The organism is Halomonas sp. HNIBRBA4712, from assembly GCF_043558675.1.
GTDB lineage: Bacteria > Pseudomonadota > Gammaproteobacteria > Pseudomonadales > Halomonadaceae > Vreelandella.
In genome coordinates this window covers 143237-161807 of sequence record NZ_JBIFXR010000007.1, presented here as the reverse complement: position 1 = coordinate 161807, position 18571 = coordinate 143237, and the positions used below count along the sequence as shown (strand labels likewise).

17 protein-coding genes and 1 pseudogene are annotated in these 18571 nt (G+C 63.3%); 8 read left to right on the top strand and 10 right to left on the bottom strand.

Going from position 1 to position 18571, the window contains the following annotated elements:
* Positions 1–40 precede the first annotated feature (40 nt).
* Positions 41–2245, top strand: a complete 2205-nt coding sequence (gene yccS / locus ACGK9R_RS14205) for a YccS family putative transporter (RefSeq protein ID WP_394582346.1) — start codon at positions 41–43, stop codon at positions 2243–2245.
* On the opposite strand, the gene recG is transcribed toward yccS, so the two are convergent.
* Positions 2242–4320, bottom strand: coding sequence for an ATP-dependent DNA helicase RecG (recG, locus tag ACGK9R_RS14200; protein ID WP_394582458.1), 2079 nt, complete (start codon positions 4318–4320; stop codon positions 2242–2244). The genes yccS and recG overlap by 4 nt on opposite strands.
* On the bottom strand, positions 4317–5228 hold the full coding sequence (locus ACGK9R_RS14195) for a hydrogen peroxide-inducible genes activator (RefSeq protein ID WP_394582345.1): 912 nt from the start codon (positions 5226–5228) through the stop codon (positions 4317–4319). Before ACGK9R_RS14195 ends, recG begins: the two co-directional genes overlap by 4 nt.
* Positions 5229–5374: 146 nt before the next feature.
* Between ACGK9R_RS14195 and ACGK9R_RS14190 the strand changes: the two genes are divergently transcribed.
* Positions 5375–6256 (top strand): SDR family oxidoreductase, encoded by an 882-nt coding sequence (locus tag ACGK9R_RS14190; protein WP_394582343.1) that lies wholly within the window; start codon positions 5375–5377, stop codon positions 6254–6256.
* 82 nt (positions 6257–6338) lie between these two features.
* On the opposite strand, the gene ACGK9R_RS14185 is transcribed toward ACGK9R_RS14190, so the two are convergent.
* From ACGK9R_RS14185 to gmk, 4 genes are all read right to left on the bottom strand, one after another.
* Positions 6339–6728: a RidA family protein gene (locus tag ACGK9R_RS14185; RefSeq protein WP_394582341.1), complete on the bottom strand. Its 390-nt coding sequence runs from the start codon at positions 6726–6728 to the stop codon at positions 6339–6341.
* A gap of 103 nt (positions 6729–6831) precedes the next feature.
* Positions 6832–8964, bottom strand: a complete 2133-nt coding sequence (locus ACGK9R_RS14180; protein ID WP_394582339.1) for a RelA/SpoT family protein — start codon at positions 8962–8964, stop codon at positions 6832–6834.
* 37 nt (positions 8965–9001) lie between these two features.
* A complete protein-coding gene (gene rpoZ / locus ACGK9R_RS14175) occupies positions 9002–9259 on the bottom strand; it encodes a DNA-directed RNA polymerase subunit omega (RefSeq protein ID WP_394582337.1) in 258 nt (85 codons plus the stop codon).
* 84 nt (positions 9260–9343) lie between these two features.
* Positions 9344–9976: a guanylate kinase gene (gene gmk / locus ACGK9R_RS14170; protein WP_394582335.1), complete on the bottom strand. Its 633-nt coding sequence runs from the start codon at positions 9974–9976 to the stop codon at positions 9344–9346.
* A 167-nt stretch (positions 9977–10143) separates the two neighbouring features.
* Here gmk and ACGK9R_RS14165 point away from each other — a divergent pair, with 167 nt between their 5' ends.
* Positions 10144–10839, top strand: a complete 696-nt coding sequence (locus ACGK9R_RS14165) for an extensin family protein (RefSeq protein WP_394582333.1) — start codon at positions 10144–10146, stop codon at positions 10837–10839.
* 6 nt (positions 10840–10845) lie between these two features.
* On the opposite strand, the gene ACGK9R_RS14160 is transcribed toward ACGK9R_RS14165, so the two are convergent.
* Positions 10846–11097 carry a hypothetical protein gene (locus tag ACGK9R_RS14160; protein ID WP_394582331.1) on the bottom strand — a complete coding sequence of 84 codons (252 nt, stop codon included), beginning with the start codon at positions 11095–11097 and terminating at the stop codon, positions 10846–10848.
* A gap of 81 nt (positions 11098–11178) precedes the next feature.
* A complete protein-coding gene (locus tag ACGK9R_RS14155; protein ID WP_394582329.1) occupies positions 11179–12387 on the bottom strand; it encodes an MFS transporter in 1209 nt (402 codons plus the stop codon).
* A gap of 229 nt (positions 12388–12616) precedes the next feature.
* On the opposite strand from ACGK9R_RS14155, the gene ACGK9R_RS14150 reads away from it, so the two are divergent.
* Positions 12617–13228 (top strand): DNA-3-methyladenine glycosylase family protein, encoded by a 612-nt coding sequence (locus ACGK9R_RS14150; protein ID WP_394582326.1) that lies wholly within the window; start codon positions 12617–12619, stop codon positions 13226–13228.
* 10 nt (positions 13229–13238) lie between these two features.
* On the opposite strand, the gene ACGK9R_RS14145 is transcribed toward ACGK9R_RS14150, so the two are convergent.
* On the bottom strand, positions 13239–14114 hold the full coding sequence (locus ACGK9R_RS14145) for a pirin family protein (protein WP_394582324.1): 876 nt from the start codon (positions 14112–14114) through the stop codon (positions 13239–13241).
* Positions 14115–14458: 344 nt separating this feature from the next.
* Between ACGK9R_RS14145 and ACGK9R_RS14140 the strand changes: the two genes are divergently transcribed.
* The 4 genes and pseudogenes from ACGK9R_RS14140 to ACGK9R_RS14125 all read left to right on the top strand — a co-directional run bounded on the left by ACGK9R_RS14140 (position 14459) and on the right by ACGK9R_RS14125 (position 17781).
* Positions 14459–14752, top strand: coding sequence for a helix-turn-helix domain-containing protein (locus tag ACGK9R_RS14140; RefSeq protein WP_394582322.1), 294 nt, complete (start codon positions 14459–14461; stop codon positions 14750–14752).
* Complete coding sequence (locus ACGK9R_RS14135; protein WP_394582320.1) at positions 14742–16031, top strand: type II toxin-antitoxin system HipA family toxin; 1290 nt, start codon at positions 14742–14744, stop codon at positions 16029–16031. Before ACGK9R_RS14140 ends, ACGK9R_RS14135 begins: the two co-directional genes overlap by 11 nt.
* Before the next feature lie 244 nt (positions 16032–16275).
* Positions 16276–16960, top strand: a pseudogene (locus ACGK9R_RS14130) (integrase core domain-containing protein).
* Positions 16945–17781 (top strand): hypothetical protein, encoded by an 837-nt coding sequence (locus tag ACGK9R_RS14125; RefSeq protein WP_394582318.1) that lies wholly within the window; start codon positions 16945–16947, stop codon positions 17779–17781. The pseudogene ACGK9R_RS14130 and the gene ACGK9R_RS14125 overlap by 16 nt, the downstream one beginning before the upstream one ends.
* Positions 17782–17798: 17 nt before the next feature.
* Here the strand turns inward: ACGK9R_RS14125 and ACGK9R_RS14120 are convergent, their stop codons facing one another.
* A complete protein-coding gene (locus tag ACGK9R_RS14120; protein WP_394582316.1) occupies positions 17799–18545 on the bottom strand; it encodes a glutathione S-transferase family protein in 747 nt (248 codons plus the stop codon).
* Positions 18546–18571 lie beyond the last annotated feature (26 nt).

The following is an 18571-nucleotide window of genomic DNA, read 5'->3' as shown; positions in this document are numbered from 1 at the left end:
CCAATTATACTAAAGTCTAATCTTCTACCGACGAGCTGCCATGCCTCTTGCCCTGCCGCTTCGCCGCCTCTGGACCCTGGATAAATTCGCCTACAGCCTGCGCGTGTTCATCGCCTTTAGCGGAGCGCTTTTGTTCAGCGTGTTCCAAGCCGAGGTGGCGCTGGTGATCCCGCTGTTTCTGGGGATCATCGCCTGCGCGCTCTCGGAAACCGACGATAGCTGGCAGGGGCGGCTTCAGGCGCTGGCCGTCACGCTTGTGTGCTTTGCGCTGGCCTCTTTCGTGGTTCAGTGGCTGTTCCCCTGGCCGTGGCTGTTCGCGCTCGGGCTCGGCGTGTCGGTCTTCACGCTGATCATGCTCGGCGCCATCGGCCAGCGCTACGCCACCATTGCCTCGGGCACCTTGATTCTCTCGATCTACTCGATGATCAATATCGAGCAGCACGGCGGCGTGGACGCGGACGTCGCCTCGCGCCAGCTTCTTCTGCTGGGCGGGGCGGCCTGGTACGGGGTGATCTCGGTGATCTGGTGCGCGCTGTTCTCCCGCCAGCCGGTGAAGCAGAGCATGGCCCGGGTCTACAAGACCCTGGGCGAGTTCCTGATTCTGAAGTCGGCGCTGTTCGAGCCGGTGCGCGGCGTGGATGTGGAGGCGCGGCGGGTGGCACTGGCGCGCCAGAACGGCCAGGTGGTGGCCGCGCTCAACCAGGCCAAGGAGATGATCTTTCGCCGCCTGGAGGGGCAGCGCGGTAGCGCAAAGCTCAACCGCTACCTGCGTATCTACTTCATCGCCCAGGACATTCACGAGCGCGCAAGCTCCACCCACTACCCGTATAGCGCGCTGACCGAGGCATTTTTTCACCACGACGTGCTGTTTCGCTGCCAGCGGCTTCTCGATCAGCAGGGCCGGGCGTGCCGCCAGCTGGCCAAGTCGCTTCTGCTCAACCGCCCCTTCGATCACGAGCTCAGCGAGCAGGCGCTGGTCGACCTGCGCGCCTCGATCGACAACCTGCAGGACCGCGGCCGCCCCGAGTGGCGGCCGCTGCTCCATCCGCTCAACGCCCTGGCGGACAACCTCGCCACGCTCGAAACCCAGATCGCCAGCGCCCACAACCCGGATAGTAGCGATGAGCGCCGCGACAGCGCCCTGTTCGATCGCTCGCCCGGCAGTCTCAAGGAGGCCTGGAGCCGGGTGCGCATGAACCTGACGCTGGGCTCGCCGACTTTTCGCCACGCGCTGCGCCTCTCCACTGCGCTGGTGGCGGGCTATGCGCTGCTGCACTGGCTCGACCCGGAGCAAGGGTTCTGGATTCTTCTGACCACGCTGTTCGTCTGCCGGCCCAACTTCGCCACCACGCGGCGCTTTCTCTCCCAGCGCATCCTGGGCACGGTGCTCGGGCTGGTGGTGGGCTGGGCGTCGATCTCGCTCTTCCCCCAGCCCGGTATTCAGAGTTTGATTGCGGTGGCCGCCGGGGTCTGCTTTTTCGCCAACCGCGAGCGCCACTACGTGATCGCCACGGCGTCGATCACGCTGTTGGTGCTGTGCAGCTTCAACCAGGTGGGCGACGGCTTCGATCTGATCTGGCCCAGACTGTTCGATACGTTGATCGGCTCGGTGATCGCGGGGCTGGCGGTGTTCTTCATCCTGCCGGATTGGCAGGGCCGGCGCCTTTACCGCGAGGCCGCGAAGGTGCTTACCAGCCACCGCGGCTATCTCGACGAGATCATTCATCAGTACGAAGAGGGCAAGCAGGACGATCTGGCGTACCGGCTGGCGCGGCGCAATGCCCACAACGCCGATGCGGCGTTCTCGACACTCTTGACCAACATGCTTCACGAGCCCGGCCACTACCGCAAGCTGGACGCGGACAGCGGGCTGCGCTTTCTGGTGCTCTCCAACACGCTGTTGAGCCACCTTTCGGCACTCGGCGCCCACCGCCACCGGCTGGCCGAAGACGAGGACGACGCCGCGCTGATGCCCCAGGCCAAACGCATCAGCGAGCTGCTCGCGGCGATGACCCAGGAGCTACACGGCCGCCAGCCGATCGCGCCGCTCGAGGCGCACATCGACGAGCTGCTGGAGGCGCTGGGCGATGCGCCGGCGGCGGACGCAGCGGCAGGCGACGAGCGCGCCACCGCGGTCACGCTCTACCGCCCAATTCAGAGCCAGCTCAAGCTGATCGCCGAGCAGCTCACGCCGCTGGCCGAGAGCGCGGCCCGCCTGACCCGGCGGCCGGGCTCCCCCGGCTAGACCTGCCCGTAGCGCCCGGCGGCTTCGCCCAGCCAGCGGCGCACCAGCACGGCGGTGGCGTCGCCCTCGTCCTGCAGCGCCTTGGCCAGCGCCGTGACCCGATCGAGCAGGTCGGCGTCGCGCTCGAGATCGGCGATCTTCATCTGGGCAAGGCCCGTCTGGCGGGTGCCGAGCACCTCGCCGGGGCCGCGAATCTCCAGGTCCTTCTCGGCGATGCGAAAGCCGTCGGTGGTTTCGCGCATCACGCCCAAGCGCTCCTTCGAGCTTTTGGAGAGCGGCGGGTGGTAGAGCAGCACGCAGAAGCTCTCGGTGCTTCCCCGCCCCACGCGCCCGCGCAGCTGGTGCAGCTGTGAAAGCCCGAGGCGCTCCGGGTTTTCGATGATCATGAGACTCGCGTTGGGGACGTCCACCCCGACCTCGATCACCGTGGTGGCCACTAATAGATCGAGCTCGCCCGCCTTGAACGCCGCCATCACCTCGGCTTTTTCCGCCGCCTTCATGCGCCCGTGAACGAGGCCGATGGCAAGCTCCGAGAGCGCCTCGGTCAGCTCGTCGCGGGTGACCTCGGCGGCCTGGCACTGCAGCACCTCGGACTCCTCGATCAGCGTACACACCCAGTAGGCCTGGCGGCCGTCGCTGCAGGCGCGGCGGATGCGCTCGACCACTTCCGGTCGGCGCTCATCAGACACCACCACGGTCTTGACCGGCGTGCGCCCCGGCGGCAGCTCGTCGATGACCGAGACGTCGAGATCGGCGTAGGCGCTCATGGCCAGCGTCCGGGGAATGGGGGTGGCGGTCATGATCAGCTGGTGCGGGGTCAGCCCGCCCGCCTCGCCCTTCTCGCGCAGCGCCAGGCGCTGGTGGACGCCGAAGCGGTGCTGCTCGTCGATGATCGCAAGCCCCAGGCACTGGAAATGGACGTCGTCCTGAAACAGCGCGTGGGTGCCGACCACCATGCGCGCCCGGCCATCGGCAATGGCGGCCTTGGCGTCGAGGCGGCTCTTGCCCTTGAGCTTGCCGGCGAGCCAGGCGACCTCGATGCCCAGCGGCTCGAACCAGGCCTTGAACGAGCGGTAGTGCTGCTCGGCGAGAATCTCCGTAGGCGCCATGATCGCCGCCTGGCAGCCGCCGGCGAGAGCCGCGAGTGCGGCCATGGCGGCAACCACGGTCTTGCCGGAGCCGACATCGCCCTGCACCAGGCGCAGCATCGGGGCGGGCTCGGCGAGATCCAGTTCGATCTCCTCGAGTACCCGGCGCTGGGCGCCGGTGAGCGCGAAGGGCAGCTTGGCCAGAAAGCGCGTCTGTAGCGTGCCTCCGGGAGGCAGGCGCGGGGCGCCGTCGGCCTGGATGCGCAGGCGCACTTCACGAAGGCTCAGCTGGTGGGCCAGAAGCTCCTCGAGCGCCAGTCGCCGGGTGGCCGGGTGCAGGCCCTGGGCCAGGGTGTCGAGGTCCACCTCCGGCGGCGGCTGGTGTAAAAGCGCCAGGCTCTCGTGCAGCCCGGGCAGGTTAAAGCGCTGGGCCAGCGCTGGCGGGATCATGTCCGGAAGCTCCTCAGGCGCTGCCTTCAGTCGCTCGAGCGCCTGAAGGGCCAGCGCACGCAGCCGTGTCTGATGCAAACCTTCGGTGGTCGGGTAGATCGGCGTGTAGTGCTCCTCGACCGGCGCCTCGGCGCCGCCTACCGGGCGGTACTCCGGATGATAGATCTCGAGCCCCGTCGCCCCGGCGCGCGCCTCGCCAAAGGCGCGCAGTACCACGCCCGGGCGCAGCTGCTGGCTCTGGGCCGGTGAAAAATGGAAAAAGCGCAGGCTCAGAATGCCGCTTTGATCGCGCAGACGTACCAGCAGGCTGCGCCTTCTCCCCTTCACGATATCGCTGGCGGTCACCTCGCCCTCCACCACCGCCTCACTGCCCGCGCGCAAAAGGCCGATCGGCGTCAGTCGCGTGCGATCCTGGTAGCGCAGCGGCAGGTGAAAGAGCAGGTCGCTCACGCGCTCGACGCCAAGGCGGGCGAGCTTGCCCGCCAGCGCCTCGCCCACGCCCTTGAGTTCGGTGACCGGGGCGTCGAGCGCGTTCATGGTACGGGCTGCCGGCACTGCGCCACCGCCTCGATCAGCGCCTCGATCGCCCGCGGTCTTGGGAAGCTCGCCCGCCAGGCGATCGCCACCGTGCGCGACGGCCCGGGCGGCGTGAACGGCCGGCTGGCGAGCAGCGACTGCTCGTGCTTCTCGGTACCCAGCGCCGACTGCGGCAGCACCGTAATGCCGAGTTTAGAGGCGACCATGTGGCGGATGGTCTCGAGCGAGCCGCCTTCGGCGATCAGCGTATTGGCCGGGCTATTGAGCTTGTGGGTGATCGCCGGGCAAGCCTCGAGAATCTGGTCGCGAAAGCAGTGGCCTTCGCCGAGCAGCAAGAGCCGCTCCTGGAGCAGATCCTCTTTCTCGATCGTCTGCTTTTGCGTCCAGGGGTGGTCGCTGGGCATCAGCACCTCGAAATCCTCATCGTAGATCGCCCGCGTCACCACGTCGGTTTCGGTGAACGGCAGCGCAACGATGATGACGTCGAGCTCGCCGCTTTTGAGCTTGCTTCTGAGCGTGCCGGTCAGCCCCTCTTCGATGTACAGCGGCATCTGCGGCGCCGTTTTCGCCAGCGCCGGCACCAGGTGCGGGTAGAGATAGGGCCCGATGGTGTAAATGGCGCCGATGCGCAGCGGATTGGCGAGCTGGTCGCGCCCGGCGCTGGCGAGCTCATAGATCAGACTCGACTGCTCGAGCACGCGCTGGGCCTGAACGATGATCTTCTCGCCCAGCGGGGTGACCTGCACGGTGGACTTGGAGCGCTCGAACAGGGGCGTGTCGAGTTCATCCTCGAGTTTCTTCACCGCCACCGAGAGCGTGGGCTGGGAGACGTGACAGCGTTCGGCGGCGCGGCCGAAGTGACGTTCTTGTGCAAGGGTTACGATGTAGCGAAGTTCTGTTAAAGTCATAGCGGTGCCAGTGGGCATCCTCTCGTGGCAGGCTCTGCGCTTCGCAGACCGACGGGATGGCAGGGACAAACAAATACCTCTGACGATGGCACATCTCAAAGGGACTTTGTATCTAATAGGGAATATTAATCAAGAGGAGTGCGCAGGTGAAACTCACTGTACTGATCATCGGCTGCGGCGACATCGGCACCACCCTGGGGCGCGAGCTCGTAAGCGACGGCCACCGCGTGATCGGCGTGCGTCGCCAGGCGGATGCACTAGAGGGAACCGGCATCGAACCCTTGGCGCTCGATCTCGCCACGCTCGACGAGACCGACGCCGCCGCGCTCCCCCAGGCCGACTACGTCATCTACACCGTCAGCGCCGACCGCTTCGAGGAGAGCGCCTACCAGAGCGCCTACCCGGGCGGCCTGAAGCGAGTACTCGGCGTGCTGGAACAGCACGAGACACCGCCGCGGCGCATTTTCTTCGTCTCCTCGACCAGCGTGTACGGCCAGCAGGAGGGCGAGGTGGTCAACGAGGTGAGCCCCACCGAGTCGACCAGCTTCTCGGGCACGCTGATGCGCGAGGCCGAGCAGGCGCTTCTGGATCACCCGCTGCCCGGTACGGTGGTGCGCTTCTCCGGTATCTACGGCCCCGGCCGCGACCGGCTGATTCATCAGGTCAAGAATGGACGCATGGCGGCCATTACGCCGGCGATCTACTCCAACCGCATCCATCGCGACGACTGCGCCGGCATCCTCGCCCATCTGATTCAGTGCCAGGAGAGCGGCACCTCGCTTGCCGAGCTTTATCTGGGCAGCGACTCCGAGCCCGCCACCATGTACAACGTCATGAGCTGGCTCGCTGGAGAGCTCAAGGCGACCAGTACCGACACCATGCAATCGCCGCTCAAACGGCGCACCAGCAAGCGCTGCGACAACAGCCGCATCCGCGAAACCGGCTACCAGTTCCGCTTCCCGAGCTATCGTGAAGGCTACGCCCAGATTCTCAAGGAAGGCGGTTTTCTTAAGCCTCAAAACGCCTGATCGCTTCATTCCCGAGAGCGTCGTTTCAAAACGCAAAAGCGAGCCGAGGCTCGCTTTTTTAATGCGCGGGCGTGATCGAGCGCTAGTCGCCGATCACCATGACTGCTTCCGCCTCGACCTGGCTGCCCTTGGGCAGCGCCTTCACGCCCACCGCGGCGCGGGCCGGGAACGGCGCGGTGAAGAACTCTTCCATCACCTTGTTCACGGTGGCGAAGTTATCCAGGTCGACCAGGTAGAGGTTGAGCTTGACGATATCGGAAAGCGAGCCGGCAGCCTCTTCGCACACCGCCTGCAGGTTGGTGAACACCTGACGCGCCTGGGCGTCGATGTCGCCCGCGACGATCTCCATGGTCTCCGGGTCGAGCGGAATCTGGCCCGAAAGATAGACCGTGTTGCCCGCCTTGATCGCCTGGGAGTAGGGGCCGATGGCGGCCGGCGCCTTGTCGGTATTGATGACGGCTTTGTTGCTCATTGCGCGGTTGCTCCTGTAATCACTGCCTTATGGCACTTTTATCGAAAAAATAACGCCGCCTCCACCGGCGGCGAACACCGCACGGCGGTAGCTTGCGAAGGGATCAGTTGGCGATTCGGGTGATCTTGCTGACGCTTGGCAGATTGCGGATACGTCGCATGATGGTGGCCAGGTGCACGCGCCCTTTCACCGACAGCGTCAGATTCACCGTGGAGAGCCGGGCGTCGCGCTCCTCGATGCCGATGCGCTCGATGTTGGCGTCGGCGTCGGTGACGAGCCCGGCAAGCTCGGCGACCAGCCCGCGCCGGCTTTCGATCTCGATGCGCAGCGCCACCGGGAAGTCCTCGTCGATGTTCTCCGACCACTCGAGGGTAAAGACCTTCTCCGGGTCGCTTTTAAGATCCGCCAGGTTTTTGCATTCGCTGCGGTGCACGACGATGCCCTTGCCCACCGACAGGTGGCCCATCACCGGGTCGCCGGGCAGCGGGTGGCAGCAGCGGGCAAAGCTCAGCACCATGCCTTCGCTGCCGCTGATCACCACGGCGTTGTCGCTGTTCTCCAGCCGGTTGACGTTTCGCGTCGCGCCCTGGGCGGCGTCCACCAGCCGCCGCGCTGCCACGTAGGCCATGCGGTTGCCCAGCCCCAGCGACTCGAGCAGCGACTCCAGCGAACTGACGTCGAGCTCCTTGAAGGCGCGGGCGAAAGCACGCTCGTCGAGCTCCTCCAGGCTTGTGTCGAAAGAGGCCAACGCCTTGTTGAGAAGCCGCCGGCCGAGCATGATCGCCTCGGACTGCTGCTGATGCTTGAGCGCGTGGCGAATCGCCGAGCGCGCCTTGGCGGTGGCGACGAAATTGAGCCAGGAGAGGTTGGGCCGTGCGCCGGGGGCGGTGATGATCTCCAGGGTCTGGCCGCTTTCAAGGCGCGTGGAGAGCGGCGCCAGATGACGATCGATCCGGCAGGCGATGCAGCTGTTGCCGATATCGGTGTGCACGGTGTAGGCGAAGTCGATCACCGTGGCGCCCTGGGGCAGCTCCATGATGTCGCCCTTGGGCGTGAAGACATAGATATCGTCCGGGAACAGGTCGTTCTTGACGTGCTCGATGAACTCCAGCGAGTCGCCGGCGTGGCGCTGCATCTCGAGAAGCCCCTTGACCCAGGCCCGTGCCCGCGCGTGGCTGCCCTCGGCGATCGGATGTTCGGTCTGGCCCGCCTTGTAGAGCCAGTGGGCGGCGATACCGTTGTTGGCCATCGCTTCCATTTCGCGGGTGCGAATCTGCACCTCGATGGGCATACCGCGCTGGCCAAACAGCGTGGTGTGCAGGCTCTGATAGCCGTTCGCCTTGGGAATCGCGATATAATCCTTGAAGCGCCCGGGCACCGGCTTGTAGAGGTTGTGCACCACGCCGAGAATCCGGTAGCAGCTCGCTACGTCCTCGGTGATGATGCGAAACCCGAACACGTCCATGATCTCGGCAAACGGCTTGCGCTGGTCGCGCATCTTCTTGTAGATCGACAGAAGATGCTTCTGGCGGCCGATCACCGTGCCCTGAAGCGCCTCGTCGTCGAGGCTCTGCTGCAGCGAGGATTGAATCTGGCGCATGGCGCTTCGCCGATTGCCGCGGGCGCTGGCCACCGCGCGCTTGATGCGCTCGGCGCGCATCGGATGGATCGCCTGAAACGACAGATCCTCGAGCTCGATACGGATGGTGTTGATACCGAGGCGCGCGGCGACACGGGCGTAGATTTCGAGCGTCTCGCGGGCGATGCGGCGCTTCTTGTCCGGCCGCAGCGCACCGAGGGTGCGCATGTTGTGCAGCCGGTCGGCGAGCTTGACGATGATCACGCGAATATCGCGGGACATCGCCAGCACCATCTTCTGAAAGTTCTCCGCCTGGGCGACCGCCTTGTCCTCGAAGGTGATCTGGGTCAGTTTCGAGACGCCGTCGACCAGCTCCGCCACCGAGCTTCCGAACTGCTCGGAAAGCGCCTGCTTGGAGATACCGGTGTCTTCGATCACGTCGTGCAGCATGGCCGCCATCAGGCTCTGATGGTCCATGTGCATGTTGGCCAGGATATTGGCCACCGCCAGCGGATGGGTAACGTAAGGCTCGCCGGAGCGTCGGCGCTGGCCGTCGTGGGCCTGCTCGGCGTAGTAGAAGGCGCGTTTGACCTGCTGGATTTCATCCAGGGGGAGATAGCCGCCGAGCCGGTCGGCCAGGTCATCGATGGTGAACATGTACCGCGCCTCTTCGGTGTAAAGCCGTGCCTGAAACTCAGTCGTCGATCTGGATGCTGGGCGCGGCGGGGCGCGGGCGCACCGGCGCTTCGACGGGCTCGTCCAGCACGGTGTGATCGACCAGGCCCGCGGCGATTTCACGCAGCGCCATGACCGTGGGCTTGTCGTTCTCCCAGGCAAGCTGCGCATCGCGCGAGCCGCGCGCCAGCTGACGCGCCCGCTGGGTAGAGATCATCACCAGCTTGAAGCGGTTTTCGACATTTTCCAGACAATCTTCGACGGTTACGCGCGCCATGACAGCTTTCCTTTAGCAACGACGCCGGGCCGGCAGGGGGTAAAGACTGCCGACCCGGCAAAATGGGGTATGTGACCCGATAGATTACTCGACTGCCGGCGCCTGTGACAAGAGCGCTTCGAGCAGCGGCGCGTTTCGTTGCTGCATGGCAGCACAGGAGAGCCGCTGGCTGATGATCAGCGCCGTGAGTTCCGACAGCGCCGTGGTGAAATCGTCGTTCACTACCAGGTAGTCGTACTCGTCGAAATGGACCATTTCGCTAACCGCATCGCGCATGCGCCGCGCGATCACCGCGTGCTCGTCGGTGCCGCGGCTCGACAGGCGCCGCTCGAGCTCGGCGCGCGACGGCGGCAGAATGAAGATCGAAACCGCCTCGGGCATCTGCTCGCGCACCTGGCGCGCACCCTGCCAGTCGATTTCGAGAATCACGTCCTGGCCAGCTTCGAGCAGCCGCTGAACCGCTTGACGTGAGGTGCCGTAGTAGTTATCAAACACCTGAGCATGCTCGAAAAAATCACCGCGCGCGATCATCGCCTCGAACGCCTGGGGGGTGCAGAAGTGGTAATTCACCCCGTCCACTTCGCCGTCGCGCCGTGCGCGAGTGGTGTGCGACACCGACACCTGAATGCCGTCCAGGCTCTCGATCAGCTCGCGAACCAGGCTGGTTTTGCCCGCACCCGACGGCGCCGAAATGATAAACAGCGTACCCTGGGACATGTTGCGCTTCCCTAATCAAAACAGTCGTTAAATATGATCGTAAAACCCGGCGCCATCTCGCGTACTGCTCGCATGCCGCGCTAAATGCGGGCAGTATCGCATACCTGTCGCGCGGTCTGTAGTCAAAGCCCGGCGCCTTGCCCACCACCGTCGCTCGAGGAGCACCCATGCGCACGACGATCTTTTTTCTGGCGCTGATCGCACTCGGCGTGGCGCTGCAAAAAGGCATCATCGAGATCCCCCGCCAGTGGGCGCCCTGGGCACCGCTGCACATCGATGACCCGATCACCCCGGTCACCAAACTCAAGCTCCAGCGCCTTAACGGTGACCGCCAGGCGTGTCTGGCCGCGCTTGACACCGTGCCCGAGGCCGAACTCAACGTCACCCCGGTGGCGGACTACTCGCCCACTGAAAGCTGCCCGTTGACCAACATCGTGCGCATGAGTTCGAGCAGCGTGCGTTTTAACCGTAGCTTCGTCGCCACCTGCCCGCTGGCGCTTGCCTGGGTAATGTTCGAGCGCCACGAGCTTCAACCCGCCGCCGCCCGGATCATGGGAAGCCGGGTCGCTCAGGTGGATCACGTGGGGAGTTTTGCTTGCCGCAACATCTATCACCGCCAGAACGCGCGGCGCAGCGAACACGCCACCGCCGAGGCGCTGGATGTCACGGGGTTTCGTTTTGAGAACGGTCAGCGCATCACGCTGATCAACGACTGGAACGACGAGGGAGAGGCAGGAGAGTTCTTGAGAGCGGCGCGAGACGGCGCCTGTAAAAGCTTTGGTAACGTGATTGGGCCGGATTACAACGCTGCGCATGCCGACCACTTTCACTTGGGCATGCGCAGCTTCGGGCTGTGCCGTTGAAGACGATTACTCGAGGTTGATATCGTCTTCGTCAGTCAATGCGCCTGCCGCGGCACCCGCGCCGGCACCCAGGATCGCGCCGCCGCCGATGCTACCGCCGGTCGCCGCCGCGGTGCCGGCACCCGCCGCCGCGCCAAGGCCCGCGCCGCTGGCGGTACGTTCACCGGTAGTAGAGCCACAACCGGCCAGGCCAATGGTCAGCGCGGCGATGGCGCCAAGGGTGAGGATACGCGAGCTTTTAATAAGTTGAGTATGCATGGGTCACCTCCTTATGGTTTGCACCTTATAACCCTAGAAAGGTTTGCCCACCTTCGCCAGCTTTATCGCATCAACGTTGGTTTAACCCATGTTATTTTCAAACGCCACCGCTTTTGTGGTGCGCTTCTCGAGCCTACGCCCGTAGACGAAGATCAAAAGCCCGCAAAGCGCAAGCCCGGTGCCCACGAACCCGGTGCTCGACGGCGTCAGCCCGGCGCTGATGGCAAGCCCGGCAAGCCAGGCGCCGAGGGCGTTGGCGCCGTTGAACGCCGCGTGGTTGAGCGAGGCCGCCATGGTCTGCGCGTCGCCGGCGACATCCATCAGGCGCGTTTGCAGCGACGGCGCCAGCGCCATGCTGGTGCCTACCAGGCCCACGAACACAAGCCCCGTCCAGACGTTATTGGCAGCGAAGTAGTAAAGCCCCTGAATGACGGCGCACCAGATCAGAATGCGGGGGATCGCGCGCATCAGGTTCTTGTCCGCCATGCGCCCGCCCGCCAGGTTGCCGATGATCGAGCCGATACCGAAAATCACCAGCACCAGCGGCCCCAGCGCCTCGCTCATGCCCGCCTGCTGGGTCAGCGTCGGCATGACGTAGCTAAATATCGAGAACATGCCGCCGCAGCCTACACAGGCAATGGCGATGGTTACCAGCACACGCTGCTTGAGTAGCGCGGAAAGCTCCTTTTTCGGGCTCGCTTGGGTGTTGGGTGGCTGCATCGGCACGAACAGGCGAATCATCAGCGCAGTTAGCAGCGCGATCACCCCGACGGCAACGAAGGCGACCTGCCAACCAAACTGATTACCCGCCCAGGTGCCCAGCGGCGCGCCGAGCAGAATCGCCATGGTCAGCCCCAGCATCACCCGGGAAATGGCGCGAGCTCGCTGGTCGATGGGCACCGCCCCGGCGGCCACCAGCGCCGCCACGCCGAAGTAGGCGCCGTGGGGCAATCCCGCCAGAAAGCGCAGCCCTACGAAGGACCAGAACTCCGGCGCCAGGGCGCTGGCGATATTGCCCACGGCAAATACCAGCATCAGCGCGATGAGCAGCACCCGCTTGGGCACCCGGGCGGCCAGCGCCGCAATGATCGGCGCGCCGACCACCACGCCCAGGGCGTAGCTGCTGATCGCGTAGCCCACCTGGGGCACCGTGACCGCCAGATCATTCGCCACGCGGTTCATCAGCCCCATGATCACGAACTCACTGGTACCGATGCCAAAACCGCCCAGCGCTAACGCAAGTTCGGCCAGCCGCGGGTTGCGCGCCTGGCCCTGGGTAGACTCTTGCACTTTTCGCTCCTCGAGTGCCGGGCACCCGCTTGTCGACTGCGTTGAATGGCGTGAATGATCGCAGAATTAGACGAAAGTATAAATACGCCGCGTTAAGCAATGGGATCCTGCACGGCTGGCTTGACGTGCGAGACGCGCTGATCGCCTGGCCGGCTCATCGGGTGAATTGCTTCTTGAGCGAACGCTGCTAGCTTGAAAGCTCACCCCGCCGGCAGCCCAAGGCGACGACATGACCCCGGATACCATCACCCACGCGATGAACACGCTGGCCCAACAGGATGCGGACATCGCCCGCGCCCTGCCCCAGGTCGGCGCACCGTCGCCGCGCCAGCGAGAGCCGGGCTTTGCCACCTTCTTCTCCACCATCGTTAGCCAGCAGCTCTCGGTAGAAGCGGCGCGCTCGATCATGGGCCGCGTCAACGTACTGCTCCCGGAGCTACACGCGAAAGCGGTCATGGATGTGGAAGGCCAAGCGCTGCGCGACGCCGGGCTCTCCTGGCGCAAGATCGAGTACGCCAAGGGGCTGGCCGAGGCGGAGCTTGCCGGCAGCTTCAGCGCCGACGGGCTCGAGCACTTGAGCGACGAAGAGGCGATCGCCGCGATCACCGCCTTGAGAGGCTTCGGGCGCTGGAGCGCCGAGATCTACCTGATGTTCTCGCTTGGCCGCGCGGACATTTTCCCGGCAGACGACCTGGCCCTGCGCGTGGCGCTGGGCCGCTTGAAGCGTCTGGAGGAGAAGCCCACACCCAAACAGGCGCGCCAGCTGGTCGAGCACTGGGCGCCCTGGCGCAGCGTGGGCTCACTCTTCTTGTGGCACTACTACCGCGGCGAGCCGCTTTAACCCCTCATTCTCAGGCGTTCAAGCCGCCGAACTTGCCCGCCTGGTAATCCTCCACCGCCTGAACGATTTCGTCCCGGGTGGTCATCACGAAGGGGCCGTGGGAATAGACCGGCTCGTCGATCACCTCGCCGTGGCCGAAGATCAGCCGCGCATCGCTCGATGCCTCGATCTCGACATGGCCACCCTCCCGGTCGAGCTCGATCAGATGCCACGCCTTCACCGGCTCGCCGCCCACGCTCACATCGCCACTCACCACGTAGAGAAAGACCTGCCGCTTTGGGGCCACGGGCAGCGTTTCGCGGCTACCGGCGTCAAGCGAAAGCGTCGACATGAACACCCCGGTCAGCGTCTCGACGGGGCCCTGAAGGCCTTCCCACTGCCCCGCGATCAGGTTCAGCTCGACCCCGCCGGCAAGCGGAATCCTGGGAATATCGCCCTGCTGCAGGCCCACGTAGTGCGGCGCGCTTATCTTGAGTTTCGAGGGCAGGTTGATCCAAAGCTGCAGGATCTCCAGCGGTCCGCCGTCGCGCAGAAACTCCGGCGGCGAGACTTCCGCATGCACGATGCCGCTCCCCGCGGTCATCCACTGCACGCCGCCTTCATGAATCACGCTCTGGTGATCGGTACTGTCGGCGTGGGCAAGCGAGCCTTCCAGAATGAAGGTCACCGTCTCGAAGCCCCGGTGCGGGTGCGGCCCGAAGGGCAGTCCCTGGTTGTTCGCCGGGTAGGTCTGCGGGCCGTGGTGGTTCAGAAACAGAAACGGGTCGAGCTGATCGAGCCCGGGGCCGGGCAGCGGGCGCCGGGTGGTGAGATCGCCGATGTCATCGCGGTGAGCAGGATGCTGTTTGATCACACGGCGAGGGGTAGCAACATTCGAGGCGGGCATGTATCGCTCCTTTATCCAGAATGCGCCCAGTGTAGAGCCCGGCGGCGCGGCTGAGGAGCGAATAATTTTCGCAGGCTGATTGAAGGAAATTGACCCGAATATCTTGCTTGCGCCGCCGAGTGTTGCCTCGCCGACCGGCATAGCCGGGGCCGGTCATGGGCCAGGCAATACCGGAAGGCGGTGTTTATCTAGCGACGCTTGCCATCACCAGGTCGTGATCGCTTTTTCTTAAGAATGCAGACTTCACCGGCCATGCAGATCAACACTAAAAGAGATACAATGGTATCTATTAAAGCGTATAAATAGACAATATAGACACCATAATATCCCAAATGGTGAACATCATGCCCTCTTTCCTGCTACTGGACGATGCCGATGTACAGCACGCTTTTGCCGCTCACCTGCGCCGGCTGCGTGAAGAGGCCAGGTTATCCCGTGCGGCGCTGGCCGAACGCAGTAGCGTGCCCGCCCCCACGATCAAGAAGTTCGAAACGACCGGTCAGATATCGTTTCGCCAGCTGCTGCTGCTCTGGCAAAGTCTCGATGATCTGTCGCGGTTACATGCGCTGACCCAGCACGACACGAACAGCGCAAGCCAGCCCTCTTCGATTGATGAGGTACTCCAACATGGCTTTTAAGCCAACACAGCGGCTGAACGTCACGCGTACGCTATCGACCGGTGAACAGGTCACTGTGGGCGTCCTGGCGCAAAACCGCCAAGGGGTATTTTTCCAATACGCACAAGGCTATGAGCAGCGCCATGGCAGTCTATCGCCCTTTACGTTGCAGCCCGGCTTGGCGCTTCATGCGGCCCCGAAAACACCGCACCAAGGGCTTCACGGCGTGTTTGGCGACTGTTTACCCGATGGCTGGGGACTACTGCTACAAGACCGAATATTCCGCCAGCATGGCATCGCACCAACGCAGCTGACGGCGATGGATCGGCTGGCATTCGTGGGTCAGCGCGGCATGGGGGCATTGGCTTTTGAGCCAGCCTCGAAAGCTGCGCCGACACCAAGCGGTGACGAAGACCTGGCAACGCTCGGGCTTCAGGCCCAGGCCGTGTTTGATGGGCAAACCGACGAGGTGCTGAGCGCACTAGTGGCAGCGGGTAGCTCTGGAGGGGCAAGACCCAAAGCACAGCTTTTCATGTCCCCAAGCCAATCGAGCCAGTGTCGAACCGCTGCCCGGCCCGGCGATGACGCGTGGCTGGTCAAATTCACCTCACAGCATTTACCCCTGGGCCACGAAGAAGGGCTGTGCGAGGCGGCCTACCTGGCATTGGCTAAAAAAGCAGGTTTGGAGCCACCCACGTGGCAGCTGATACGCACACCGACGCCCCAGGGTAAGCGCGCCTGGCTGGGCATCAAGCGGTTCGATTGGATCACTCATGCCAGTACGCCGGGGCGAGTGCATATGCATAGTGCCTGCGGGCTACTGGATGCCGACTTTCGAACCCCCAGCCTGGATTACATCGACCTTATCAAGGCCAGCCGCCAGCTGTGTAAATCTCCCGCCGTTGGACAACTTCAGTTCCGGCGCGCGCTGTTCAATCTGTTCGCCTGCAACCAGGATGATCACAGTAAAAACTGGGCGTTCTTGCAGAACGACCAGGGCCAATGGGCGCCAGCCCCCTTCTATGACGTGACGTTCAGCCCTCGTCCCTTCGCAGAACACGCCACTGCCTTTGCAGGCTATGGCAAACAGCCGCCGCTCAAAGCGATTCAGCAGTTGGCAACGCATGCCGGTTTCTCGAGCTGGAAACAGGCGCAGTCACACGTTCAAGAGATCGTCGACGTGCTCAGTACTTTTCCTGACACGGCCAAAGAGTTGGGGATCAAAGCCAGTACGGTAGCGCTGATCACTCAGCAGTTGAACCAGACGTGGCGGGAAAACAAAGGCTTGTTGCCCAATTGACGACAGGTGTTGGGTAATTCGCAATAGCGATGAAAAATCCCTTATACCCGCGTGACCACTCCTCCGAAAAGTTATAATCAGCTCCAATGTTTAAAGCGCCAGGCTGGTACCGGCGAACCTCATTAGCTTTATGTGCTATTTGACTAAATGTAGTGTCCCGGATGATCAAATGAACTACAGGAGTTATCCTCTCTGATAGCCAAAGAGCTTCTAAAGCACTTCATTCGGGAGCAGGTTCACGAACGTGAAACTGAATAAACAAGCGACGACAATACGAAGATCCGTGCCGAGATTCGGCAGCGCCTGCCAGTATCACGGATAGCGAGCTGGCCCGCCAGTATGGCGTCTCGGCGCTGGCGGTACCGCGACGATGTCCATGACCGGCCGTACACGCGTCACAACCTGCTGGCCACCCTCACGTCCGAGCAGAGCGAGGTGCTGATCGCCGTCCGGGAATTCCTGCGCCTCGGCTTGGATGATCTCCTCGTCGTGGTACGTGAGTTCCTGAGCCCTCGACTGTCTCACTCAGACTTGCACCGCATGCTCACGCGCCGTGAGGTGTTAACACTGGCAAAACTGGCTCGACGGGACGCGGGCGATGATGGGAAGCCCAGGCCCAGCGGCCGCCACCCCTTCGACAAGGAGTGCAAGGCCCATGGTATCGAGTATCGCCTGATCAAGCCGGGAAGGCCACAGACGAACGGTATGGTCGAGCGGTTCAACGGCCGCATCAGCGATGTGCTGGAGACCCGGCGCTATACTTCAGGCGATCATGTGGAACAGACGCTCAAACGCAAGGCGCTGCATCATCGATCACGGCGATGAAGAAGTGTCAGGCCAAGCGACCAGCATTATTTAACAAACGGGTGGTTAATCACACAAGACCCCACACCAAGAGGAGTTCGAGGCGTTGGTGCAACAGAAGATAGCGGCACATAACCAGCAGCCCAACCCGGATTTTTGCGGATTATCGCCCGAGCAGATGGCCAACTGGCTATACGCCCCGTGGCACGAGCTGAAAAACGTGACCATCAATACGCCGGATACGCTTTCATCCAGTCCGGTGATGCGCTATCTGGCCCTGATGCTGGACGAAGCCGAACACCACGGCGGCGCGTTCAAGGCAACCCCAAAGGGCAACCTGCCCACCAAACTGGTCAAGCAGGCAAGCGCACTCTTGCCCGAGTTTGCAATCGCTCGATACGCCGGCCACATCAGCATCAGCGACTTTGCCGGGCACAATGAAGAGAGCGTCAACGCGCTGCACTATACCCGCGTACTGGCAGAAATCGCCGGCATTCTTTATCGCCGCAAGGGCCATTTTCATGTCAAGAAAAGCGCCCGAAAGCAGTACCAGACCCAAGGGCTTCAAGCCTTTTTCATCCCCATGCTGGAAGCCGCGACGCAGCGCTATAACTGGGGCTATTTCGATGGATGGGAAGAGAGCGTCGACCTTGCCAGCGTTTGGCTGTTCATGCTGTGGCGCCTGTATACCCACACCCGAGTGGACCCACTGATCGATGAGGTCATCACGGCGTTTCCGGATATTCTGTCTTACCTGCCAGAGCGTTCCTACACTACGCCTAGAAAGCAATTGGGCCACATGATCGAATCCCGCTTTATCGAACGGTTTTTGCAGTTCTGGGGGTTCGTCATCATCGACCCTTTACGTGTTTCAAACGCAGAGGCCATCAAACGCAAGGCCGAGATTCAGCCTTTATTCGAGGCCACGTTTACCTTTCACATTTAACGCATCTCGCCTGCCAGCTACCCAAACGCCCCCAACGCCAGATACGCCCCACTTTGCTCAAAAACCTCACGCCCTTGCGCGTCGATGTCACCGCACACCGCCTTGAAGTGCTCGCGCTCGGCCAAAGCGTCGAGCCAGGTCTGAACGTGCGGGTAGCGGCCGAAGGTGTAGCCAACGGCGCGAATCTGGTAGAGCTCGCAGGCGATGGCGAGATCGGCCAGGGTGGGGTGTTCGCCGCCGAGCAGCGTGGGGGCGGCGCGGGATGTGTTGGAGCGTTCGAGCTGCACTTCGAGCGTGGCAAGCCCTGGAGCGAGACCGTCCTGCAGCGGTTTCAAGAGCGTCGATTGAATCTCACGCTTGAGCATCGGCAGCGTCAGGTGCAGGTTCATGATGTGGTGGAACATATCGAAGCGGCGCACGTTGGCGTGGTGCCAGGCGAGCCACTGGTCGATGCGTGCCGAGGTGAGCGTATCGGCATCATTTGGGTACCAGCGCTGCGCGGTGTCTCGGTTATCCGCCGTGCGGCAGAAATAAATCATGATCGCCTGACTTTCGCCGAGCGAGAACGTGTCACTGGTGGCGGGCGTCACCTTGAGCGCAGGCACGGTTTCCAGCGGATTGATCTGCGCGAACCACTCGGTATGGGTCTCGCCGCCGGCAAAATCGACCTCGTGGAAATCGTAGTCGATACCCAGTTCGCGGGCGAGAATCTCGACGGCGCGGCAGGGCTGGGAAAGGCGGTGAGCGTAAAGGGTTAGCGCCATGGGCGTACCTCCGGTCGGGAATCTCA